Source organism: Pedobacter polaris (assembly GCF_005116505.1).
Lineage (GTDB): Bacteria > Bacteroidota > Bacteroidia > Sphingobacteriales > Sphingobacteriaceae > Pedobacter > Pedobacter polaris.
The window spans coordinates 620,867-645,766 of the sequence record NZ_SWBR01000002.1 but is presented as its reverse complement, the minus strand read 5'-3'; the positions used below and the strand labels follow the sequence as shown (position 1 = coordinate 645,766).

Below are 24,900 nucleotides of genomic sequence, written 5' to 3'. Positions count from 1 at the left end.
ATGCTTGCCGAAATCATTACCATTGGAGACGAAATACTTATTGGTCAGATAGTAGATACCAATTCTGCATGGATGGGCCGAGAATTAAATAAAATAGGAATTGGAGTAAAGCAAATTACATCAGTTTCTGATAATGCAGACCATATTATTGAAGCCTTAGATGAGGCGCAAAAAAGAGCTGATGTTATACTTATTACCGGTGGCCTAGGTCCTACAAGAGACGATATCACAAAGCTTACACTTTCTAGATACTTTAATATGCCTTTGAGGCGAGATAAAGTAACATTAGATCATGTAGAAGCGCTATTTGCTAAATTTAATAGACCAATGATTGATGTAAACATTAGGCAAGCTGATGTTCCCGATGGTTGTACTGTTATTCAGAATAAAAATGGCACTGCACCTTGTATGTGGTTTGAGGTTAATGGAAAAACCTTTATTTCTATGCCTGGAGTGCCTTTTGAAATGATGTACTTAATGGAAGAAGAGATTTTGCCACGCCTTAAAAACAACTTTGATTTACCTTTTATTGTACACAAAACCATCCTAACTGTTGGTCAGGGAGAATCATTTCTTGCACAACAAATTGAAGATATCGAAGATAGTTTGCCAAGCCATATTAAGCTTGCATATTTACCTAAACTAGGCCAGGTGAGACTTAGGTTAAGCGCAACCGGAAAGGATGAGTTGAAACTTAAAATTGAAATGAATATATATGCACAGCAAATTATTGAAAGAGCTAAAGCATATATAGCTGCAGAAGAAGATGTTCCTTTAGAAAAAGCCATTTTAGATATGATGAAGGCAAAAAACCTTACACTTTCAACCGCTGAAAGTTGTACAGGAGGTTATATTTCTCACTTAATTACACAGCATGCAGGTTCGTCTACAGTTTTTGTAGGTGGGGCAGTTGCATATTCTTACGATTTAAAAGAAGCTGTTTTGGGAGTAAAACATGAAACTTTAACAGAGTTTGGAGCCGTTAGCGAGCAAACTGTTAAGGAAATGGCAGCAGGAGCAATTACCCATTTTAAAACTGATTATTCAATTGCCGTAAGTGGTATTGCTGGCCCTGATGGTGGCATGCCAGGTAAACCTGTTGGTACAGTTTGGGTTGCTATTGCATCAAAAGATAAAACAGTTGCGAAACTATTTACATTTAGCAATAAAAGAATACAAAACATAGAACGTTCTGCTACAGCTGCTTTAACTATGCTGCTAAATCTATTGAAACAAGATTTGAATTAAATGGTTAAAAAGGCGTACTTTTGCGCCTAGTTACCAATTATAAAACATACCAACAATATGGCTCAATACGAATTATTGTTACCAAAAATGGGCGAGAGCGTTGCAGAAGCAACAATTATCAAATGGACTAAACAACCAGGGGATACAATTCAACTAGATGATACCATCTTAGAAATCGCAACTGATAAAGTGGATTCTGAGGTTCCATCTCCTGTAGCAGGTAAATTAATAAAACAACTTTTTGTTACTGATGATGTTGTTCAGGTTGGTGCTGTAATTGCAATTATCGAAACAGAAGGTGGTGAAGAAACTATAGCAGCTCCTCAAGTAAAGGAAGAAACTGTTCAGGCTGCACCAGTAGCTGAGCAAATTCCAGGGATTAACCAACTACAAGTTGATGACACAATAAATCAACCACAAGATTTAAAAAGTTCAGATCGCTTTTATTCACCTCTAGTTAAAAGCATTGCTGCTCAAGAGAATATATCTTTAGCACAACTAGATCAGATTAAAGGAAGTGGTGCTGATGGGCGTTTAACAAAAGATGATTTATTAAATTACATCGGCAAAAATACTAATACTCCTGAAAAAGTGATAGAGGTTGTTATCCAAACCCCACCTCCAATTCAAAAACCAACTGATACCGTAAAACAACAATCTCCTGCACCAAGTTTAAATGGTGGGGACGAAATTATAGAAATGGATAGAATGCGTAAACTTATTGCCGAGCACATGGTGATGAGCAAGCATACCTCTCCGCATGTAACTTCATTTGTTGAGGCTGATGTGACTAATATGGTGATGTGGAGAGATAAAGTGAAAAAAGCATTTGAACAACGTGAAAATGAAAAGATAACCTTTACGCCAATTTTCATTGAAGCAGTAAGTAGAGCGATAAAAGATTTTCCGATGATTAATGTAACTGTAAATGGAACTCAAATCATTAAGAAAAAAGACATTAATATAGGTATGGCAGCAGCTTTACCAAGCGGTAATTTAATTGTACCCGTAATTAAAAATGCAGATCAATTAAATCTAGTAGGTTTAACAAAAGCTGTTAATGATTTAGCATCACGAGCTCGTAACTCTAAATTAAAACCAGACGAAACTCAGAATGGTACATTTACATTAACCAATGTTGGTTCTTTTGGAAATGTAATGGGAACTCCAATTATCAATCAACCTCAAGTCGCAATATTAGCTGTAGGTGCAATTAAAAAGAAACCTGCAGTTTTAGAAACAGAATTTGGCGATGTAATTGCAATTCGACATATGATGTTCCTTTCACTTTCTTATGACCATAGAGTTGTTGATGGTGCACTAGGAGGTTCTTTTGTTCGCCGAGTAGCAGATTATTTAGAGAATTGGGATATTAATAGAAAGATTAGTTAGTTCTTTTGGACTATTATAAAAATATTATTGCTTAGGTCTGTGTTTCACAGACCTTTTTGCTTTTTGTCATTCTTAATGCAATGAAGAATACTTTTTCAACTGCACTAAATGTTTTTGCGCTCTTTGTGTCTTTGCGGTTAACTTATAGTAATCAATAAAGGATTGTTTCGTCGTTCCTCTCCGATAAATCGGAGTAAGACGATTAATCTTAAAAAGCAAAAGCCTCGATTTTCATCAAGGCTCTTTGCAATCAAAACAAAACAAAAAATAATTAATTTAGCAATACAGCCTCTTCGGCAATTGCTGCAATATCTTGTTGACTATAAGTTAACTTTCCAGTCTGCGCAATAAATACGTCTTTATTTAAAAGTAAATCTCGGTTGGCAATTAAGCTTTTTAAACTGATGCTACCAATCACATATTTATAATCGTTACGAGAAAAACGTTCAGAAATATTTTCTACTTGCAGCTTTTCTACTGTATACTCATGTACATAGCGCAAATAAACTTCAATGCTTACTTTATCGGTATGAATTAAGCCATTATTTTGATTGTATTTTTTATATTCATAACGATAATCATAGCGAAGCGCAGCAATATCCGAAAGCACTGCAGCACCGGTAGGGTGGCCGCCTGCGCCTTTTCCGAAGAAGAATTGTTTATCTGCAAATGCCGCTTGAACAGTTACTCCATTGTATTCATTTTCAACGTTGTAAAGAAAATCATCAGGTTTAACAAATTTTGGCAATACAAAAGTAACTACTTGTTTTGTGCTGATTTTTCGAGCAGTTGGTACAAGTTTGATTTTGAAGTTTTTCTCTTTAGCATATTGAATGTCAGCATCTGAAATATTTTGAATACCAACGTTTAATATTTGATCAGGATTAATAAACAATCCATAAGCATGTGCTGTAGCAATAGTTAGTTTAAATTTAGGGTCATAGCCTCCAACGTCTAAAATAGGATCAGTTTCTGCAAAACCTAAATCTTGAGCTTGTTTTAATGCTGTTGAATAGGCTAAGCCTTCATTGAATATTTTTGATAGAATATAGTTTGATGAACCATTAAAAATTCCACTAATGCCATGTAAAAGTTCATTATCATAATATTCTTCTAAATTTCTAATAATCGGGATACTACCACAAACAGCACCTTCATACAATAATGACGTACCATTTTCCAACTGTAATTTTACTAGTTCTTCTAAATGGATAGCAATCATTTTTTTGTTAGCTGATACCACATTTTTACCACTGGTTAAAGCTTTTTTAACAATTATAAAAGCCGCATCTGCATCGTCAATTAATTCAACTATAGTGTTTATTTCTGGATCATTTAAAATCTCATCATGTGAAGTTGTAAAAAGATGGGCATCTAAACTGCGTTTTTTTTCAGGGTTTTTAATCGCAATTTTAACTACCTCTAAATTTAAGTTTTGCCCACGAATAATGTCATGTAAGCCTTGACCTACTACTCCAAATCCAAATAATCCTATTTTAAGTTTCTTGCTCATTTTTTAATTTTGATTACCAGATAAAATGATTTCACCGATTTATCTGTTTATTGTTTTATTGCCTTTAAGCTGTTCTGTTTAATTTTATGATTTTTTTATTCGCACTATCTTTTAAGAAATTGCCAATAATGTTTGTTAATTTATCGGTTTCAATTAGAAATCCATCATGGCCATAAGCACAGTTAATACTACTAAATTGTGCATTAGTAATGTTTTCTGCTAAAAACTTTTGCTCGCTAATAGGGAACAAAATGTCATTTTCAATGCCAATTACTAATGTATTGGCTTTAACTTCAGCCAATGCTGCAACGATGCTTTTTCTACCACGACCAACGTTATGACTATCCATCGCTTTGCTTAAATACCAATAACTATAAGCATTAAAGCGTTTGCATAATTTTTCTCCCTGATAGTTTTGATAAGATGAGGCTCTATAACCCGTTGTTTTATCATTTACACTCTCTATTTGTGTATCAGCATAAGCCTGATAAGTACGGTAAGAAAGTAAAGCAATGCTCCGTGCAACTTTTAAACCTTTTAAGCCACCTTGAGGGTTATTAGCATAGAAAGTTCTGTCTGCACTAATTGCTAAACGCTGGCTTTCATTAAACGCAATTCCCCAAGGAGAATGAACAGCGTTTGTGGCAACTAGGATAAGATTTTCAATAGTTTGCGTTTTTGCCAAAGACCATTCTAAAGCCTGTTGTCCACCTAAAGAACCGCCAATCAAAACTTTAATATTACTGATTGCTAAATGTGTAGCTAATAATTGGTGAGCAGTAGCTAAATCTCTGATTGTGAATTCAGGGAAAGATAAATAATAAGGCTGTCCAGTAACTGGATTTTCACTCAATGGATTTGTTGTTCCGTAATTTGAACCTATAATATTTGCACAAATGATAAAATGTTCTTCTGGGTTAAATAAGTCATTATTACCAAATAAGCCCTTCCACCAATCAAGTACATCAGCATTTGCAGTAAGTGCATGGCAAGCCCAAATTACATTGTCTTTTTTTTCATTTAGTTTACCAAATGTTTGGTAAGCAATTTCAAGATTGCGTAATTTCTTACCATTCTCTAGTTTAAAAATTTTTGGGTGTTTATAAATCCCTAACTCTCCAGAAAGTGACTTTGAATTTTCTCTATTTATATTAGTTGACATGTTCTTTTATGCTAAATTGCTTAAATCCCCTTAAGGGGTTTGGAGTCTGATAGTTGCAAGCGTATCCCGATTTTTCAGGACCTTCCGGATTGAAGTACAAAAAGGAAGATTTTTGAATTAGTATATGCGATAGCACATACAGTTCATCGACTGCGTATTACAACAAAATAGATTCATTTTTAAGCGTGAAACCGACCTGCTGAGTTTTGAGTTAAGATTGTCGCTAATGAGCGAAATTGAATTTAATATTTTCATCTTCTTAATTTATATTTCCAATCAACACCATGTTGAGTGGTCAGGAATTGGCACCTTCTCCATTAGGGAGGGTTGCCAGTGGGTCTAAGAGCCTGTCTCTCGCCACTTCTTTATAAATCAATACCTAAGGAATTGATTTTTACTTGGTTCTTCCAAATAATGTTTCAAATATAGTGTGAAATTATAATTAATGCAAAATAAAATTCTGAATATATATTAATGATTTGATTATTAGCTATTTAAATTGTTCTAGAAATGAATTTATTTGATTTAGCCAATAGCAACGGGTAGATGGGGCAAAATAAATACTAACTTTGTAGTATAAACAATTTTTTATACCCTTGGATTCAAAATTTTTAGATAGTATTATCTATCGCCAAAACCAGCAACAAGTAGTACCTTCAAATCAGACGATTGCTAATTGGGCACAGGCTTTACTTGATCTGATTTTTCCAGAACGTGGAGCTTCAACAAATTACAATCACGAGATACTTAAAGGCGTATTTTTTGAACTTAAAGAAGAACTTCAGTTAATTTTGAAATCGACTAAAGCATGTAATAAAACGCATTATAAAGAAATTTCAGATACTTTTTTTAATAGGCTGCCTGAAATATATAGAAAGCTGAATACGGATTTGACATCTCTCGTAGATGGGGATCCTGCAGCACAAAGTGAGTTCGAAATTATTAGGTGCTATCCTGGTTTTTTTGCCATTTCCATGTATCGCTTTGCGCATGAATTACACTTGCTAGAAGTGCCTCACATTCCCCGTATTATTACAGAATATGCACATACCATTACAGGTATTGACATCCATCCAGCGGCTAGCATAGGCGAATATTTGTACATCGATCATGGAACAGGTTTGGTAATTGGTGAAACTACCGTAATTGGAGATCATGTAAAACTTTATCAGGGTGTAACTTTAGGTGCTTTAAGTGTCGATAAGTCTAAGTCAAATATCAAAAGGCATCCAACAATAGGTAACCATGTTATTATTTATTCTGGAGCAACTATTTTAGGTGGTTCTACTATTATTGGCGATCATAGTATTATTGGTGGAAACGTGTGGTTAACGGTTAGTGTTCCAGAAAATTCAACGGTTTATCACCAGTCAGAAATTAAAATTAAGGAGACTAAAAAAGCATGATGACGATTATAGATTGCATTGGAAATACACCATTGGCAGAAATCAGATATCTTAATTCAAACCCTAATGTTAAAATTTACGCCAAGCTAGAAGGCAATAATCCTGGTGGCAGTGTAAAAGATAGAGCAGCTTTGAATATGATACGCAGTGCGATGGAGAGAGGGGAAATTGATAAAAACACCAAACTTATAGAGGCAACCAGTGGAAATACGGGAATTGCATTGGCGATGATTGCTTCTATTTACGGAATTGAGATAGAATTGGTAATGCCTGCAAGCTCTACAAGAGAGCGCACTTTAACTATGGAAGCTTTCGGAGCTAAAGTAACTTTACTTGAATCTATTGAGGTTTGTAGAGATTATGCAGAAGAGAAAGGGATACAACCCGGTTATTTCTTATTGAACCAATTTGCTAATCCAGATAATTATTTAGCACATTATAAAACTACTGGACCCGAAATTTGGAATGATACTAAGGGTGGGATTACGCATTTTGTGAGTAGTATGGGTACTACAGGTAGTATTATGGGGAACTCCAGGTATTTAAAGGAGAAAAATTCAGCTATTCAAATTGTGGGTTGTCAGCCAACAGAAGAATCATCTATTCCTGGTATTAGAAGATGGCCTATTGAGTATTTGCCAAGGATCTATGAGCCTGAACGTGTAGACAGAATTATGGATGTTTCTCAGCAAGATGCAATTATAGCTTCAAGAAATTTAGCAAGAAAAGAAGGTGTTTTTGCTGGAATGAGTAGTGGTGGTGCTTTGCATTGTGCTTTACAACTAGCTGAAGAACTAGAAAGCGGTTTGATCGTTTTTATTGCTTGCGATAGAGGAGATAGATATTTAAGTAGCAATTTGTTTGGGTAAGTACCAATTCATCATTTCGACTATTCATAATGTAATGAAGAATCTTTGAGAAAGTGTAGTCTCAAAGATTTCTCCATAAATCGAAGTGACAAAAGAAGTTGCTACTACCACTCGAGTTGATGATGACCAAACTACCCCAAAGCTTGCTCTAAATCAGCAATCAAATCATCAATATGTTCTAAGCCTACAGATATCCGAATTAAATTTTGTGGCGTTTTAGTATCTGGTCCTTCTACAGAGGCGCGGTGCTCTATTAAACTTTCAACCCCACCTAAACTTGTTGCCTGTGCAAATATCTTCACACTATTCACCACTTTACGGGCATCTACCGCATCTCCCTTTACAAGTATTGATAACATTCCGCCAAAATTTTTCATTTGGTTTTTTGCAATTTGATGTTGAGCATGAGAAGCTAATCCTGGGTAATAAACTGCCTCTATTTTTGGATGGTTTTCTAAATATTTAGCCAATTGAATTGCATTTTCACAATGCCCCTTCATTCTATAAGCTAAAGTTTTAATACTACGAAGTAGTAAAAAGCAATCAAATGGCGAGGGAACTGCTCCTCCTGTTTGTTGTATATCTCTAACTCTTTCCCAAAATTTATTTTTACTTGCCGTAGTTAATGAGCCACCTAAAACATCACTATGGCCGCCAATATATTTGGTGGTAGAGTGCATTACAATATCAGCTCCCAAAAGAATTGGATTTTGTAACATAGGAGAAGCAAATGTGCTATCAACAGCAAATATTAAATTATTTGCTTTGCAAATTTTTGCCAATGCCTCAATATCTGTAATTTTAAGTAATGGGTTGGATGGTGTTTCTGCCCAAACCATTTCCGTATTGGGTTTGATGAAACTTTCTACTTTATCAACATCAGTTAAATCAATAAAATCAAAGGTAAGTTTATCGGCAAAAAAACTAAGTAACTGCTTTTTTAATCCCCAATACATATCATCAGGTGCTATAATATGGCTTCCATATTTTAAGGCCTGAAAAATGGACATACCAGCAGTATTTCCAGAAGAAAAAGTGCAAGTCTCTTCACCAAACTCTAACTCGGTAATTACTTGTTCTAAAGCAGCACGATTTGGGTTGCTCACTCTACTATACATATGCCCGCCAGGATAACCACCTGTTTCATCACGTAAAAATGTAGTGGATAGACTAATAGGCATGGTTACATCGCCTGTAGCACTTTTAACTAAATTTAAAGCATGTATCGCTATAGTTTCTGTTTTCATTTTTTTATGCTGATTGTTACGGATTAAACAAAGCTAAATTAAAATCTTAAGCAAATAATCTGTTTTGGCAAGATTTATGTAATTAGCTTATCAAAAAACAAGTATATGAAAAGAATATTTTTAATAGCAGCTTTAATTTGTAGTTCATTAATAGTGTTACAAAGCTGTTCTCCGAAAACAACAACATCTGGTGCTGTAGCAGCAAAAAGAGGTGATGTATCTGGTAATTGGGTTGTTAATGACATCACTTTTGATGGTATACCTGAAGTTGCCGTAAAATCTTTCTTGGGTGAAAGTTCTTATAAATGCTTTGTTGGTAGTGCATGGACTTTAACAAATAGTGGTAATGGTAGCTATAGCTTGCCAAGTAGTGCTAGTTGTGCCGCTAAAACCCAAACTATTTTTTGGTCAGTTAGTCCAGCCGATGGAACTTTCCAATTTAAAAAATTATTTGAAGGTGATAAAGCAAAAGATGTAACAGACGGTCATCGATTAGCATTAGCTAGCGCTGATGGTGCTAACATGGTAATTAAATCGCCTATTGAATATGGTGGAAGAACAGCTTATGTTGTAATGAATTTTACAAAAGCAGTTAAATAATTATAATCAACAACATTGTTTTAAAAGCCCTGAAAATTTCAGGGCTTTTATTGTTTCTAAATAAGCCATTTTTACAAGAAAATGATTTACAATTAGGGCATTATTGTACTTTTGCTTAAATTATTAAAGAATCACTGTGCAGGCCTTAGATATTCTTCTTAACAATCAAAATATTTCAACTCCCTTAAAAGCTATAGCTCAGAAAGTTGCAACCCATCAACGTATTAGTTTTGATGAAGGAGTATATTTATACGAACATGCTGAATTAGGTTATTTAGGTGTTTTGGCTAATTTTATTAGAGAAGATAAGCATGGCGACAAAACTTATTTTAACCGCAATTTTCATTTAGAACCAACAAATCTTTGTGTCTACGATTGTAAATTCTGCTCTTATTCTCGCTTAATTAAGCAGAAGGAAGAGGGTTGGGCATTAACAATGGAAGAAATGCTTGATGTGGTTAAAAAGTATGATGAGGAACCAGTTACTGAAGTTCATATTGTTGGTGGAGTTTTGCCACAGTATGATGTAGCTTTTTATTCTGCTTTATTTACTGCTATTAAAAAACACCGTCCAGATTTACATGTTAAAGCCTTAACTCCAGTAGAGTATCATTATATTTTTAAAAAGGCTAAGATTGATTATGCTACTGGAATGAAATTAATGAAAGATGCTGGCTTAGAATCAATACCTGGAGGAGGTGCAGAAATTTTTCATCCTGAAATTAGGGAACAAATTGCAAAAGATAAGTGTACAGGCGATCAATGGTTGGCTATTCATGAAGAATGGCATAAATTAGGGATGCGTTCTAATGCTACAATGTTATATGGTCATATTGAAAAATTTGAGCATCGTGTAGATCACATGGAACAACTTCGCCAGTTACAAGATAAAACAGGAGGTTTTCAAACATTTATTCCTTTAAAATTCAGAAACCAACATAACCAAATGAGTAATGTTGCAGAGGTTTCTGTAATTGAAGATTTAAGAAATTATGCAATTGGAAGAATCTATTTAGATAACTTCGACCATATTAAAGCATATTGGGCAATGATCAGTAGAGAAACTGCACAAATGTCTTTAAATTTTGGGGTTGATGATATTGACGGTACTTTAGATGATACCACTAAAATCTATTCTATGGCAGGCGCAGAGGAGCAAAATCCCGCTATGAGTACTCAAGAATTGGTAAATTTGATTAAACAAGTTGGTCGTAAACCAATTGAAAGAGATACGCTGTATAATGTAGTTACTGATTATACAGATGTTATTTTTGAAAATGAAGCAAAACCTTCTTATTATAAATTGCCGGTAATAAATTAGCTAATAAGCTAGTTAGTGAATTCGCTTAATTATGAAAGAAATATATATCATCCGCCATGGCGAGACAGAGTTAAACCGTTTAGGAATTGTACAAGGAAGAGGTATAGACAGCGATTTAAACGATACTGGAAGAGCACAAGCCAAAGCTTTTTACCATCACTATAAAAACTTAAAATTCGATAAAATATATACATCTGTATTAAAGAGAACACACCAAACTGTACAACATTTTATAGACTTAGGGCTTCCCTGGGAGCAATTAACTGGCTTAGACGAATTGGCTTGGGGAGTTTGGGAAGGAAAACCAAATACCGAAGAAGCTAGAATGGCCTTTAAAGAAATAATGGAAAAATGGCAAGGTGGCAATTATGAAGCTGGTTTTGAAGGTGGTGAAAGCCCTAATCAGGTTAAGGTAAGGTTATTAGAGGCACTTAAAGTGATAACAGATCATACTGATGAAAATTTAGTGCTGGTTTGTATGCATGGTAGAGCAATGCGTTTGTTGCTTTGTTTGCTATTAGAAAAAGAGCTTTGCGAAATGGGTGATTTTCCTCATCAGAATACAACGCTGTACAGAATGAGTTACGAAAATGGTAAATTCGCAGTAATAGATTTTAACAATACAGTGCATTTAAAAGATTTAAAATAATGAGTTCGTCATGCTGAATTATTTTAGCATCTTAATGAATAGCCTTTGAAATTAGTTCAGGGTTACGAAATATAAAGTAGAAATAACAAGTGAGTAAGATAAAAATATCAGCAGTTTCCTATACCAATACCAAACCATTTATTTACGGGATTGAAAGAAGTGAAGTTTATAATCAAATAGATTTAAGCTTAGATATCCCTTCAGATTGTGCTACTAAATTAATTAATAATCAAGTTGATATAGGTTTAATTCCGATAGCAGCAATTCCTTTTGTACCTAATGCAAATATTATAGGTTCTTACTGTATCGGTTCAGTTGGAGCTGTAAATTCTGTTTTCATTTTTTCTAAAGTTCCTGTAGCAGAAATCAAGACTTTAAAACTAGATTCGCAATCGCGTACCTCAAATAATTTAGCTAAAGTATTATTGAAATTTCACTTTAAAACTGATGTAGAATTTATTACTGATTCAGCTATAAATACTGATGCTATGGTTTTAATTGGTGATCGAACATTTGGTCGAAAAGCTGATTTTGCATATGCCTATGATATGGGAGAGGAGTGGATGAAGTTTACTGGTTTGCCCTTTGTATATGCAGCTTGGGTTGCAAATAAAACTATTTCAAAATCATTTATTGAAGATTTTGATCAGGCTTTAAAATTTGGCTTAGCTAATAGAAAAGAAGTTTTAAGAGAATTACCAAAAATATCAAACTTTGATTTAGAAGATTACCTTTTTAATAAGCTTGATTTTGAATTGACAGCAGACAAAAGAAAGGCGTTAGCATTGTTTTTAAACTATATAGAACAACTTTAGTAATATTAAAAAGTTGAATAAAGGTTTAGATTTAAATTCTAAACCTTTATATATTCAAATTTAATTTTCACCTGGCAAACGATCTTTTTCGCCTTTCTTTCTATTAAACCTATATACAATTCCTAAGTTTACCGCTCTACGAATTGATCTAAAAGTAGATTCCAGTTGGTAGGTTGGTGTATTAAGTTCTTGCCTATCAATGTTTGAATTGAATATGTTGTTAACAGCTATGTTAAATGTCATTTTTTCTTTAAACAAATCTTTACTTATGGCAATATTTGCTCTATAAACCGCCTTGTTAATAGATTGTATATCTTTAAACCTCCCTCTATAGCTAAAGAGAGATTCAATTGCTAGGCTTTTTGGAAGTTTGATTCTGGTATTTATTTGAGTGGTCCACGTTTTATCATCAGAATTATAGCGTTTTCCTTCAAACTCTCCTTCCTGTTTAAAGCCATAATAATTAAAATTCAATGATAAACGCCACCAAGAAAAAGGATTATAACTACTTGATACTTCAAGGCCATACCTTTCTTCAAAATCTAAATTCACGGGCGTCCTTAAAAAGCTCCCATCTGCCAATTGTTTAAGTACATATTGAAAATAATTTTTAGTACTTGAATAATAAATTGATGGAGTAATTGTAAACTTTGTCCATTTTTTTAATAAGGCAAACTCAAAAGAGTTGGTATAGGTAGGGTCCAAGTCTGGATTACCGATTGTTAGGTTACGCGTATCAGAAAGCCCTCCAAAAGGATTCAATTGCCAAAACTGTGGTCTGTCAATTCTCCTACTATAACTTAGCTGTAAATCTGTTGTTTTCTGTAGGTTATAAATAAAATGTGCCGTTGGAAATAAGTTGATATACTCTTTATGATCTCTAAATGTTCCAGCACGATCAGATATTCCAATTATAGACAGCTCAGATCTTAAGCCTAAAAGATAATTGAACTTGTTAATTTTATTTCCAATCTGAAAATATCCACTAAATAAGTTCTCATCATAGTTGAGTTTGTTGTTGTATTGCGTTAACAATACATCATTTGATTTTGCCAAATAGTCACTTCTAATAGCTCTAAGATCACTTCTAATTCCTGTCTCAAACCTACCACTTTCACCAAAAGTTGTTATAAAATCGCTTTGTATAAAAATATCATTACTACTCTCAATGTTCTTTGAAATTAAATTATTGATGGGATTTGCAATAGGGAAGATCTTTTGTTGGTTGATGTTTTGATTTTCATCATCATTCCAAAAATCATATTGTAAGCTGGTTGCCCATTTTTTATTTTTATTGTTAAAGGTTTTAACATGGTATAATTCAAGTTGATTATACTTTTTTGGTTCTTTATAATGTTCAAAACGGTAGATAGTGCTATCTCTTGTATTATTTGCATTAAAATAATTATAGTTGTAATCAATCTTGTTATTGATAATTAAGGTGCTATGATAAAAACTACCTGTTAAAGTGTTTTTTGCATCAATGTAATAATCCCCTCCAATGTAAAAATCGTAAGATTCATCAGTTCTATTGGTAACATTATTCTGGAACAATACATTTTTTATCGAATTGTTTAAGGTAGTCTGTTTCCTTTCGTCATTGATTATGAAATCTCTTAAACGTAAACCAAAATTGGTAAATAAGTTAATCTTTTCTGTTTTATAACTTAGATTGATATTACTAGTATAATTGGTAGGATCACCCATACCCGCTTGTATAGAACCATTAAGTCCTGTTAAATTGTTCTTCTTTAAAACGATATTAATAATTCCAGCACCGCCTTGGGCCTCATATCTAGCTGATGGATTGGTGATGACTTCTATCTTCTCGATATTACTTGCCGGAATTTGCTGCAAACCATTATTCATGGACATCATTGAAGGTTTGCCATTGATTAATATCCTTACTCCAGTATTTCCCCTTAAACTAATAGCCCCATTTGCATCAACATTTACTGAAGGCACATTATTTAATATGTCATTTGCACTTCCGCCTTTTGACATGAGATCCTTACCTACATTAAATACCTTTTTATCTAAATTAAGTTCAGAGGTAGATTTCTCTCCAATTACCTCAACACTTTTTAAAAGTTTAGTGTCTTCTTTTAAAGAGATGATTTCTAAGTCTAAATCTGAATCAATCTGTCTATTTTCTAACAAGATGGACTTGAAAGATATAAATTCTATTCTGATATGGTATTTTCCTGGCGGGATTGTCAATGTAAATTCTCCATTTTTATTTGTTGCAATACCCTTGATGTACTTTTGGTCGATGCTTGACAATACAGTTATCCCTGCATTTTCTATGGGTTGTTTAGTTTGGGCCTCAATAATTTTTCCTTTGATAGTGATGCTTTTTGTGTTTTGCGCAAAACTTTGTAAAGTGCAAATTAAGAGCAAAATAAAGATTAGTTTTTTCTTCACGTTTATGTTTTTAGATTGTATTTTCTGTTAAATCTTACTTACTATTTCTATTTTAGTTAGTTTGGGCTTTTTTTAATGTTAAGCCATATTTGTAGAGATCTTCATAGATATCAAAGTATACTCCTTCTTCAGAATCAGTAAGTGAAGTGTTAGCGAAAAATATAACAGCTACTTCTTTATTTAGGTCAGAGAGCATAAAAACTCTTACGCCTGGATCTGATCCATTATGGCCAATTGTAGTAGCACCTATTTTTGTTGCCCAAAAAATTCCAGAATTGAGCTTGTCTAAATTCACGTTTTCTGGCTTATTTATAGGTGTATGCTGAAATTGAAGCATATTTTTAACTGATTCTTTTTTCAGGATGCTTGTTTTGCCATATACTCCTTCATTCAATAAGGCAATAAAGAATCTTGATAATTCATTTACAGTGGTACGTAAGCCACCATCAGGATAAGTGATACCTTCATACAAATCAATTTGCTTAATATCTTTTCCTTCTTTGTTGTAAAGTTTCGTGTGATTCTTTACATTGACCTCTGATAAAAACCAACCTGAATTATCCATTTTTAGAGGATTAAAAATGTACTTTTTGGTATATTCATTTAACTTTTTTCCTGTTCTCAACTCAACAATATAACCTGCTAAACCTGCACCAAAATTGCCATAACTACGATAGGTACCAGGTTTTGATTTTAAGAAATTATCTTTTGAATAGTATTTGCCACCTGGTACAAAATAATTTTTCAGAAATTCTCCCAAAGATTCTCTTGGTTTACCTGGAACAACATATGTGCTGTCGTAAAAAGGATAGCGATCTATAAGACCAGAGGTATGAGTTGCCAAATGCCTTAAAGTGATTTTTTCATTTGGGAAATTTGGATTGATAACTTTAAAGGGCAAATAGGTATTGATATCTTCATCAAGTGATATCTTGTTTTCTTCAACAAGACGCATCAAAGAAACGCCAGTAAAAGCTTTAGCAGTTGAAGCAACATTCATGATGGTGTTTGGAGTAAATGGAGTTTTTAAGTCTCTATCTGCATAGCCATATCCCTTAGTCCATACTAATTTTTTATCTACTATAATGGCTGCACCAAGTCCAACTATACCTGTCTCTTTTAGTCTTGTTTCAATTAGCTCATCAATATTGCTTGTTGTGCTTTTAGTTTGACTGATTGCTCTTTGGGACTGGAAAATGACAACTAAAGCGAGCGTAAATGTGAAAATATTTTTCATGTATTTTATTTGGTTTATTTAATTTTCTGTTTGTTACCTCAAAGATGAATTGCTGTTACATTCAAAAAATAAATACATGTTTTATACATCAGAAATGCACTTATATGAGTTATGTTAATGCCTAAAATAGTTTGATAGGTGTTTTTAACCTATTCGGCTGTTTTTTTTTGATATTCGTCTATAACGACCATTTGAATTCAAACGAATGGTATATTTGAGAACAGATGTCAATTTTCGATAGAATAATACGTTTCAGCTCTGTTTATAGGGTATCTAGCCACCTTTTATTTTGGCTGGTTGTATTTATTGTTCCTCAGTATCAAGAAGGAGTGAGTTTCCGAAATATGCTGATTGAAAACATATTCTATGTTTTTTTTTACATGCTTGCTTCTTATTTTGTTGCCTATTTTATCATCCCTAAACTCTTACGTGGTAAAAATTACTTGCTGGTTATTCTTTATTTTATTGCTGGTGGTTATATTATTAGTGCTTTTTTAAGAATAGCGGTAGTGCATGTATTAGAGCCTATTGTACGTACACCACCTTTTAATCAAGAATCAATTTTTGAAATATTAACAGACATTCATGTACTTTTTACAGTTTATTTTTTACAGAATTTTTCGCTTGCTTGGATTTTTGGCTTTATAAAGTTGCTTAAAGATCAGTATTTGGTAAAGCAGAGGACATTGTTGTTGGAGAAAGAAAAAACAGAGTCGGAACTGAAAATTTTAAAAGCACAGCTTAATCCTCATTTCTTATTTAACACACTCAATAATATCTATTCACTTTCATTGGTTAATTCACCTATTACCTCTAAATCTATTGCTGGCTTATCAGAGATTTTAGACCATATTCTTTATCGATGTAATGATATTTATGTCCCCATATCTACAGAAATTGCCTTATTGAAAAATTACATAGGTCTAGAGAAATTGAGATACGATGATCGATTAATGGTTAATTTTACGCATTACATAGATGATGATAAGCCTATTGCACCACTAATTTTACTATCTATTGTAGAGAATGCTTTTAAACATGGCGCAAGCGAAGACATCGGCAAACCAATTATCAACATTGATCTCAAATTGATTAAAAATGATTTTCATTTTAGGGTTTCTAATACTTTCTTATCAAAAAAGGAGCAAATTGGAAATAATAAAATAGGGCTAGATAATATTCGCAGGCAATTAGAAATGATTTATCCAGGAAATCACCAATTCAATATCGTAATTGAGGAAAGTACCTTTATAACTACACTTACAATAAAATTAATCGAATCTATTAATCCTTAAAGTTTAGCCTATAAATGAAAGTAAGATGTCTTTTAGTAGATGATGAACCTTTAGCCATTAAGCTAGTAGAAAACCATTTGGCACAATTAGAAATGTTTGAAGTGGTAGACACTTGTAGTAATGCAATAAAAGCGTTAGAAGTGCTTAGGTCTAAAACTATCGACCTTATATTTCTTGATATTAAAATGCCTCTACTTACTGGAATTGACTTTTTAAAGTCGCTTAAAAATCCACCTGCAGTAATTATTACTACTGCCTACAGAGAGTTTGCCTTAGATGGTTATGACTTAGATATAGTGGATTATCTTTTGAAACCCATCACTTTTGATCGCTTTTTTAAAGCAATAGATCGCTATCTCCGAACTGTACAAACACAAGATCCAAAATTAACTGCCATACAAAGTACTACTAATCAGTTTATTTATATTAAAACTGGTGGCAAGTTCCATAAGCTTTATATTGATGATATTTTATATGTAGAAAGCTTAAAAGACTATGTGTTGATCCATTGTAAGAATCAAAAGATAAACGCTAAGTATAAAATAAGTGACATAGAAATAGAGCTAAAAACATTTAACTTTTTACGTATCCATAGATCATATATAGTTAATCAGCAAAAAATAACAGCATTTACAATCAATGATATTGAAATAGGTAGCCAAGAAATTCCGATAGGTACTAATTATAAAGAGTATGTATTTAAAATTCTTAAAAATTTAAAGGATTATTAGCTTCTCTTTTTAAGTATTTGATAATCAATTTAGAAGATTCGTTCTTTAATCAGGGTCATAAAATAATCTCTAAACTTATCACTGATGGGGATTTGTTTATCAGCGATAAATAGGTGGTTATCTTGTATTTTATGCAATTGGTTAATGTTTACAATATAAGAATTGTGCACTCTCACAAAAGGTAATTTTAATTGGCATTCAATGTCTTTTAACCTCTTATAAATTAACAGCTGTTCTGATGGGGTAACTAATCTTACATATTCTTTTTCACCCTCAAAATATAAGATATTGGCCAACGATATTTTGCTTAAGGTTTTACCAGATTTAACAAAAAAATATTCGTCACTGTTATTACCATTATCATTTTGTATGTTTTGATTAGGATTTTGAAAATAGAATTCAATTTTTTTTATTGCCGCTAAAAAACGCTTAAGTGTTATGGGCTTTAATAAATAATCTATTGTTTGGTAATTATAGCTCTCGGCAGCATGCTCAGTATAGGCTGTAGTAAAAACTATTTTAATATTTTGGGGTAGGAGTTCAGCCAATTCCATTCCACTTAATAAGGGCATGTTTATGTCTAGAAAGACAAAATCTACTGTGTTATTTTTTAGAAATGAAAGTGCTTCAAGCGCATTGTAACATGAGGCAACTAAATTCCAGGTAGTAGTTTCCTTAATAAGTACGGTTAACAAGCCAACTGCATTGGGTTCGTCATCTATAATCATGCAACTTAAACTCATATCAGATTGGGATTTTAAAGTAAGCGGTATAGCAATTAGCTATAAGTTCAGTATGTAATTCAAACCGATTTCCGTATAAAATGGTTAAGCGTTTCTTTAAATTCTCAATACCAAAACCACCTTTATCTACCGTGTTTTTGTTACTGCTATTTACTGTTTTAAATAAGAGATTTCCATCTAACGCTGTAAGCGTAATCTCTATTTGATTTTTATCGCTCAATTTATCAATCCCATGTTTAAAAATATTCTCAACAAAAGTCATCATCAACATTGGAGGTAATAAATGATCAGTAGAATAATCTTTAATAAAGTTAATAGAAATCTGATGCCTAATGCGGATTTTTTCTAATGCAATGTAGTTTTCTAAAAAATTAAGTTCTGTAGATATGGTTACCTCTGTTTTTGGACTTTCATCTACAAAATAACGCATCATCGCAGCTAAACGTTCAATTAACTCGGCAGTTTTAGGTGCTTCTAAATAAGCTTCGTAATAAATGTTATTTAAGGTGTTAAATAAAAAATGAGGTTGTACTTGTGATTTTAATAAATTAAGTTCTGCTGTAGTTTTTTGCAGCAAAATATCTTCGGTTTGTTGCTTCAAAACAAAATACGCCAAAACTATCCTCAACATAAAGCTCAATATAAAAATAACGATACCGCTAATGCTCAAATAAATTAACCTATACCATTCTATAGTAATTGGCTTAATACTAAAGAAAGTATTATACACAAACGTAATTAAATAACCTCTCCCAAAACCACAGAGCGTTAAAAACACAATTACCAAAATAACATAGATAAACTTTTTATTGCGCTCATAGTAGCGTGGAAATAGCCAGTTAATGTTGCCATAAATTATAATGGCATAAAAGCCCGTGTTAATTAAACTATAGGTAAGAGACCAAGTGAAGGCATCTACAGTAACCATAGAAAAAAATGAAACTAAAAAAATAGCAATCCATGCTAGCCACTGCAGCTGTTTTATGGTGATCTTCTTTAAGTTCAAAAAATTCATTTTTAAATATACAAAGCTTATCCTTTTCTGCTTAGTTTCTTTAAACCATTTGCCTATTATTTTCAATCAATTGCTTAAAAATGCTTGTAAAATATGAATAGTTTAAAAACGACTAAGCATTAAAAATAAGACACTAACCGTTGAAAAAGTTTTAAGAGATAAGATAATAGTACAAATTTTAGGTTCATTATTTACATAAAAACCTTTCAAACATGAAAAGAATAAATTTCAATTATCCTTTTGCATTATTAACGGTAATGATGCTTTGTTGCCTGTTTAATCCCGTATCTGCTCAAAAAATAGATACTATTCAAATTGGCAAAGGAAAACTCAACACCGCTGCATTAAAACCTGGGCTAAAACAATACCTGGTTTATTTTCAGATGCCAAAACAAGCTAAAACATTAATGATGTCTTTATGGTTGAGAGATATTAAAAAAGAAAAGAGAAATGGCCAAGATGTATTTGTGATTAATCAGCAATGGTATTCAAATGATACTGCAATGTACCGCAAAGTATATTCTGTAAATAACGCCAAAGATTTTTCCCCTATTTATCATTCAGAGCAGATTGGAATCAAGTTAAGTGCTTACAATTGGGATTCTAAACAAATAAAAGGAGCTGATACCGTAGCGCAAAACCTGAAAAAAGATTTTAAACAGGATTTTACTGGGCCTTGTTTTAATTGGAACTTGGATATTGAAACATTTGAAATGTTGCCTCTTGCAGAGGGAAAAACTTTTGCTATTAACTTTTATGATGCAGGATATTCAACGCCAAAATATGTGTTATATAAAGTAGAAGGTAGCGAAATACTAGAAACAAACGATCTGCAAAAAGTAGACTGCTGGATTTTAAGGAACGAATCGGATTTTAACGGGAATAAATTTGTTCAACGTTTTTGGATCAGTAAAAAGAATAAAGAGCTTTTAAAAGAGGAAGATACTTTTAATAACGGTTATAGGTATAAAGTTAAGCTAAATGGTGCTGCACCGAATTTACCGCTAAGGTTTAAAGCGAAATAACACAGAATATTAGCCTGAAAAAGACGTTGAAATATTTATAAAAAAAGAAACGGGGATCAATCGGTATGATTTGATCCCCGTTATTAGTCACTAATTTTTTATTTCTCTGTAGTTTTTGCCTTTTTTACCTTAGCAGGAGCAATTTTTTCTTCTTCAATTTTCTTTTTAGCAGGAACCTTTTTCTTAGCTGTTGCAGTTGGCTCAACTGTTTCTTCTATTTCCACTTTCTTTTTTGATACAGCTTTTGGCTTTTTAACCATTTCAACTTTATCAACTGCATCAGTTTTCTTTTTAGCCACAACTTTTGGTTTTTTAACTGGCTCTTCAGCTACAATTAAATCTACTTTTTTCTTAGGAGCAGCTTTAGTAACTGGAGATTTTTCAACTTTTACTGCTTTTTCCTTTATTTCTTCTGCTTTTGGAGGGTTAGCAATAATATAGGTATCTAGGATTTGCTTTAAATAAAGATCTGGTTTAGGCATATTGATTACTGTTCCCGGTTCTTTATCTTGAGATTGTTTAATATAAGCAGCTTTAATTTTGCCCCAATCTTTAGAATATAATTTAATGAACATTTCAACGAATTGTTCGTGTGTGTATTTTTTAGGCAACCTACCTAGCACTACCTGTATTTTTTCTTCTTTATGATGTAAAATTGCCATTTGATTTTTTAATGTTTTGCAAATATAGGTATTACTATTCGGCTCAGAAAATGGCAATTAATGAGCCGATTATACTTTTTATTCGGCTCACAATTTAGATTTACTAATTTTAAGTATGATGACCTTGTTAGAAGATAAATACTCAATCGCGATAATGCCTTTACAGAATGGAATTGAATTTGTTGCCAAATTAAAGAATGATTTATATTCAGAAATAGGATGGTATAATAGTAGAAATTCTGATGCTCATATTACCATAAGCGAATTTGTAACTCATGAAGATGAAGTCAATCGAATCATAAACCATCTAAAAGAAGTAGTTAGTTATGAAAATCCAATTCATTTAAATTTTGATGGAGTAAATAGTTATGCTAATGGTGCGGTTTTTTTAGCTCCAGATGAACAAACCAAAATAACTTTAACCAGTTTAATGAAAAGAATCCAAAAGAATTTGGACATCAAAAACTCATATAATAGCAAAGATCCACATATGTCTATAGGGAGGAAATTAAGTGAGCAAAATGTTAAAATTGCCTTACAAATGTTTGCTGATGTTAAACTTGATTTTGATTGTGCCAATCTTGTGCTCAGGAAATTCAATCCGAATAAAAGGCAATATGAAATTTTTTCTGAGGATTTCAAGTTTCTTGGGGTTGAACCTAAACCAAATCCTCAGCAGAGTTTGTTTTAAGTGCCCAACCCATTAATAGTTTTACAAGCTTTGCTTTTTAAACCTGATGGAAATGACAGCCCTGAATCCGCCTTGGCGGAGAGGGCTATAATGTACAGCAGGACTAACTTTTAAAAAAGTGATGAAACTGATTTCCAAAAAATCTAATAAATTTTTACCTCTTAACATTTTAATAATTTATCCACAAAAACTTCAACGCTAAGTCTCAAGATGCTATATTTACACCTTAGTAATTTATCAAGATTTTGGCCAAAGCAAAAGAAACTGTAACACCATTAATGCAGCAATACAATACCATTAAGGCGAAATATCCTGGTGCATTATTGTTATTTAGAGTAGGGGATTTTTATGAAACATTTGGTGAGGATGCAGTAAAAACAGCTAATATTTTAGGTATAGTTTTAACCAAAAGAGGTACTGGTCCTAATGGAGCTTTAGAGTTGGCTGGTTTTCCGCATCATTCTTTAGAGAACTATCTTTCTAAATTGGTTAGAGCAGGGCAAAGAGTAGCCATTTGCGATCAGTTAGAAGACCCAAAAACAACTAAAACAATTGTAAAACGTGGAGTTACCGAATTGGTTACGCCAGGTGTTGCATACAATGACAATATTTTAAGTCAAAAATCTAATAACTATTTAGCTGCAGTTTTTTTTGATAAACAAAATTTAGGTGTTGCTTTTTGCGATATCTCTACAGGAGAATTCTTAGTTGCTCAAGGCAATGCAGAATATATAGATAAGCTTTTGCAGGGCTTTAGGCCAACAGAAGTTGTTTTTCAGAAAAATAAACGACAAGAGTTTTTAAACCTATTTGGTGATAAATTTTACACCTATACGCTTGATGATTGGGCTTTTACCAATGACTATGCGAATGAAATATTGACCAAACATTTCGAAGTTAATTCTTTAAAAGGTTTTGGGGTTGATAAATTGCAATCTGGTATTGTAGCAGCTGGCGTTGTGCTTTATTATTTAGGAGAAACCGAACACCGAAACTTGCAACATATTTCTTCTATTTCTAGGTTAGAGGAAGACCGTTACATGTGGTTAGATCGTTTTACCATTCGCAATTTAGAATTGGTAAGTACTGCAAATGATAATGGGGTAACCCTTTTTGATGTACTTGATCAAACATCAACCCCAATGGGAGCCAGAATGCTGCATAAATGGATTATCATGCCATTAAAAGAGCTTAAACCTATCCAGGAACGACTAGGAATGGTAGAGTATTTAGTAGGTCATGATGATTTGTTGCAGGCATTTTTAAATCACATTAAACCTATTGGAGACCTAGAACGGCTAATTTCTAAAGTTGGTTTACAAAAAGCGGGTCCAAGGGAATTGGTTCAATTGAAAAGGGCGCTTTCACATATAGAAGAGGTAAAGTTATTAGCCGAAAAAACCGGAAACCAATTTTTAACTGTGTTAGCATCACAATTAAACCCTTGCTTAAGCATTAAAGAAAAATTAGAAAGAGAGCTAAATCAAGATCCTCCAGCTTTGTTAATTAAGGGAAATGTAATTGCAGATGGAATTGATGATGAATTGGATCGTTTACGTAAAATAGCTTTTGGTGGAAAAGAGTACTTAGTTGAAATTCAGAAAAGAGAAGCTGCAAGTACAGGAATTCCATCCTTAAAAATCTCTTTTAATAATGTGTTTGGCTATTATTTAGAAGTTACCCATACCCATAAAGATAAAGTACCAGGAAGCTGGATCCGTAAGCAAACTTTGGTAAATGCAGAGCGATATATTACGCCAGAACTAAAAGAATACGAAGAACAAATTTTAGGTGCAGAAGAGAAAATACAAACAATTGAAGTGCGTTTATATGGCGAATTGATGTATCAAGTTGCCCAATTTATTAAACCAATTCAGTTAAATGCCTACTTAATAGCCAAGTTAGATGTGTTATTGTGTTTCGCTCAATTAGCGGTTAAAAATCATTATGTAAAACCTCACCTAAACCATAAAAAAGACCTGGATATTAAGGGTGGCCGCCATCCAGTTATAGAAAAACAACTACCAATTGGCCAAGAATATATTACAAATGATGTTTTTTTAGATAATGATACCCAACAAATTATCATTATTACTGGTCCAAACATGTCCGGTAAATCGGCAATATTAAGGCAAACAGCTTTAATTGTTTTAATGGCCCAAATGGGATGTTTTGTTCCTGCCAAAGATGTAACTTTTGGACTAATTGATAAAATTTTCACTAGAGTAGGTGCATCAGATAATTTATCATCTGGTGAAAGTACATTCATGGTAGAAATGAATGAAACAGCCAGCATTTTAAATAACATATCTGATAGAAGTTTAATTTTATTAGATGAAATTGGTCGTGGAACAAGTACATATGATGGTATTTCTATAGCATGGGCAATTGCCGAATTTTTACATGAGCATCCTTCGGCTAGACCAAAAACTTTATTCGCTACACATTATCATGAATTAAACGAACTTGAAAATACCATGCCTCGGATTAAGAACTTTAATGTAACTATTAAAGAAATGAGCAATAAGGTTATTTTCTTGCGTAAGTTGGTGCCGGGTGGGAGTGAGCATAGTTTTGGTATTCATGTAGCTAAAATGGCTGGTATGCCTTCTAAATTGATTAATCGTGCTAATGAAATTTTAAAACGTTTAGAAATTGATAGAACAGAGGGGCAAAGCATAAAAGACAGTATTAAGAAAGTACAGAACCAGGCTTACCAATTGCAAATGTTCGCTATTGATGACCCAGTTTTAGTAAAAATTAGAGATACGCTAAATAACCTTGATGTTAACGTATTAACACCTGTTGAAGCTTTGTTAAAATTGGATGAAATACAAAGACTGATAAAAACATAA

At 32.9% G+C, this 24,900-nt stretch carries 21 protein-coding genes and 1 riboswitch; of the genes, 13 read left to right on the top strand and 8 right to left on the bottom strand.

Features of this window, described 5'->3' with window-relative positions:
- Positions 1–1,248, top strand: a complete 1,248-nt coding sequence (locus FA048_RS08965; protein ID WP_136840024.1) for a competence/damage-inducible protein A — start codon at positions 1–3, stop codon at positions 1,246–1,248.
- A 57-nt stretch (positions 1,249–1,305) separates the two neighbouring features.
- Positions 1,306–2,640 (top strand): dihydrolipoamide acetyltransferase family protein, encoded by a 1,335-nt coding sequence (locus FA048_RS08960; protein WP_136840022.1) that lies wholly within the window; start codon positions 1,306–1,308, stop codon positions 2,638–2,640.
- Positions 2,641–2,911: 271 nt separating this feature from the next.
- Here FA048_RS08960 and FA048_RS08955 read toward each other — a convergent pair whose 3' ends face one another.
- Together FA048_RS08955 and FA048_RS08950 are read right to left on the bottom strand one after the other, a co-directional pair.
- Positions 2,912–4,153 carry a homoserine dehydrogenase gene (locus FA048_RS08955; RefSeq protein ID WP_136840019.1) on the bottom strand — a complete coding sequence of 414 codons (1,242 nt, stop codon included), beginning with the start codon at positions 4,151–4,153 and terminating at the stop codon, positions 2,912–2,914.
- Between the two features lie 64 nt (positions 4,154–4,217).
- Positions 4,218–5,315: a homoserine O-acetyltransferase family protein gene (locus FA048_RS08950; RefSeq protein ID WP_136840017.1), complete on the bottom strand. Its 1,098-nt coding sequence runs from the start codon at positions 5,313–5,315 to the stop codon at positions 4,218–4,220.
- A gap of 261 nt (positions 5,316–5,576) precedes the next feature.
- A riboswitch (SAM riboswitch) is annotated at positions 5,577–5,689 on the bottom strand.
- A gap of 222 nt (positions 5,690–5,911) precedes the next feature.
- On the opposite strand from FA048_RS08950, the gene epsC reads away from it, so the two are divergent.
- Both epsC and cysM read left to right on the top strand, forming a co-directional pair.
- Positions 5,912–6,721, top strand: a complete 810-nt coding sequence (gene epsC / locus FA048_RS08945; protein WP_136840015.1) for a serine O-acetyltransferase EpsC — start codon at positions 5,912–5,914, stop codon at positions 6,719–6,721.
- Positions 6,718–7,590, top strand: a complete 873-nt coding sequence (gene cysM / locus FA048_RS08940; RefSeq protein ID WP_136840012.1) for a cysteine synthase CysM — start codon at positions 6,718–6,720, stop codon at positions 7,588–7,590. Before epsC ends, cysM begins: the two co-directional genes overlap by 4 nt.
- A gap of 131 nt (positions 7,591–7,721) precedes the next feature.
- On the opposite strand, the gene FA048_RS08935 is transcribed toward cysM, so the two are convergent.
- A complete protein-coding gene (locus FA048_RS08935; RefSeq protein WP_136840010.1) occupies positions 7,722–8,837 on the bottom strand; it encodes a trans-sulfuration enzyme family protein in 1,116 nt (371 codons plus the stop codon).
- A gap of 105 nt (positions 8,838–8,942) precedes the next feature.
- Here FA048_RS08935 and FA048_RS08930 point away from each other — a divergent pair, with 105 nt between their 5' ends.
- The 4 genes from FA048_RS08930 to FA048_RS08915 all read left to right on the top strand — a co-directional run bounded on the left by FA048_RS08930 (position 8,943) and on the right by FA048_RS08915 (position 12,222).
- Positions 8,943–9,437, top strand: coding sequence for a lipocalin family protein (locus FA048_RS08930; protein ID WP_136840008.1), 495 nt, complete (start codon positions 8,943–8,945; stop codon positions 9,435–9,437).
- Positions 9,438–9,573: 136 nt separating this feature from the next.
- On the top strand, positions 9,574–10,758 hold the full coding sequence (gene mqnE, locus FA048_RS08925; RefSeq protein ID WP_136840006.1) for an aminofutalosine synthase MqnE: 1,185 nt from the start codon (positions 9,574–9,576) through the stop codon (positions 10,756–10,758).
- Positions 10,759–10,789: 31 nt separating this feature from the next.
- Complete coding sequence (locus FA048_RS08920) at positions 10,790–11,407, top strand: histidine phosphatase family protein (protein WP_205943460.1); 618 nt, start codon at positions 10,790–10,792, stop codon at positions 11,405–11,407.
- Positions 11,408–11,496: 89 nt separating this feature from the next.
- Positions 11,497–12,222 (top strand): menaquinone biosynthetic enzyme MqnA/MqnD family protein, encoded by a 726-nt coding sequence (locus FA048_RS08915; protein ID WP_136840002.1) that lies wholly within the window; start codon positions 11,497–11,499, stop codon positions 12,220–12,222.
- Between the two features lie 60 nt (positions 12,223–12,282).
- Here FA048_RS08915 and FA048_RS08910 read toward each other — a convergent pair whose 3' ends face one another.
- Both FA048_RS08910 and FA048_RS08905 read right to left on the bottom strand, forming a co-directional pair.
- Positions 12,283–14,646 carry an outer membrane beta-barrel family protein gene (locus tag FA048_RS08910; RefSeq protein WP_136840000.1) on the bottom strand — a complete coding sequence of 788 codons (2,364 nt, stop codon included), beginning with the start codon at positions 14,644–14,646 and terminating at the stop codon, positions 12,283–12,285.
- 52 nt (positions 14,647–14,698) lie between these two features.
- Complete coding sequence (locus tag FA048_RS08905) at positions 14,699–15,883, bottom strand: serine hydrolase domain-containing protein (RefSeq protein WP_136839998.1); 1,185 nt, start codon at positions 15,881–15,883, stop codon at positions 14,699–14,701.
- A gap of 344 nt (positions 15,884–16,227) precedes the next feature.
- Here FA048_RS08905 and FA048_RS08900 point away from each other — a divergent pair, with 344 nt between their 5' ends.
- Both FA048_RS08900 and FA048_RS08895 read left to right on the top strand, forming a co-directional pair.
- Entirely contained in the window at positions 16,228–17,178 is a 951-nt protein-coding gene (locus FA048_RS08900) for a sensor histidine kinase (protein ID WP_205943459.1), read from the top strand.
- Positions 17,179–17,192: 14 nt separating this feature from the next.
- Positions 17,193–17,909: a LytR/AlgR family response regulator transcription factor gene (locus tag FA048_RS08895; RefSeq protein ID WP_136839994.1), complete on the top strand. Its 717-nt coding sequence runs from the start codon at positions 17,193–17,195 to the stop codon at positions 17,907–17,909.
- A gap of 29 nt (positions 17,910–17,938) precedes the next feature.
- On the opposite strand, the gene FA048_RS08890 is transcribed toward FA048_RS08895, so the two are convergent.
- Positions 17,939–18,652, bottom strand: a complete 714-nt coding sequence (locus tag FA048_RS08890; protein ID WP_136839992.1) for a LytR/AlgR family response regulator transcription factor — start codon at positions 18,650–18,652, stop codon at positions 17,939–17,941.
- Between the two features lies 1 nt (position 18,653).
- Positions 18,654–19,667, bottom strand: a complete 1,014-nt coding sequence (locus FA048_RS08885) for a sensor histidine kinase (protein ID WP_136839990.1) — start codon at positions 19,665–19,667, stop codon at positions 18,654–18,656.
- 212 nt (positions 19,668–19,879) lie between these two features.
- On the opposite strand from FA048_RS08885, the gene FA048_RS08880 reads away from it, so the two are divergent.
- The gene (locus tag FA048_RS08880; RefSeq protein WP_136839988.1) at positions 19,880–20,692 is read left to right on the top strand and encodes a DUF3108 domain-containing protein; all 813 of its coding nucleotides are present in this window, start codon (positions 19,880–19,882) and stop codon (positions 20,690–20,692) included.
- A gap of 98 nt (positions 20,693–20,790) precedes the next feature.
- On the opposite strand, the gene FA048_RS19815 is transcribed toward FA048_RS08880, so the two are convergent.
- Positions 20,791–21,354, bottom strand: coding sequence for a hypothetical protein (locus FA048_RS19815; RefSeq protein WP_205943458.1), 564 nt, complete (start codon positions 21,352–21,354; stop codon positions 20,791–20,793).
- Positions 21,355–21,469: 115 nt separating this feature from the next.
- Here FA048_RS19815 and FA048_RS08870 point away from each other — a divergent pair, with 115 nt between their 5' ends.
- Positions 21,470–22,045 carry a 2'-5' RNA ligase family protein gene (locus tag FA048_RS08870; RefSeq protein ID WP_136839986.1) on the top strand — a complete coding sequence of 192 codons (576 nt, stop codon included), beginning with the start codon at positions 21,470–21,472 and terminating at the stop codon, positions 22,043–22,045.
- Positions 22,046–22,290: 245 nt separating this feature from the next.
- On the top strand, positions 22,291–24,900 hold the full coding sequence (gene mutS / locus FA048_RS08865) for a DNA mismatch repair protein MutS (RefSeq protein WP_136839984.1): 2,610 nt from the start codon (positions 22,291–22,293) through the stop codon (positions 24,898–24,900).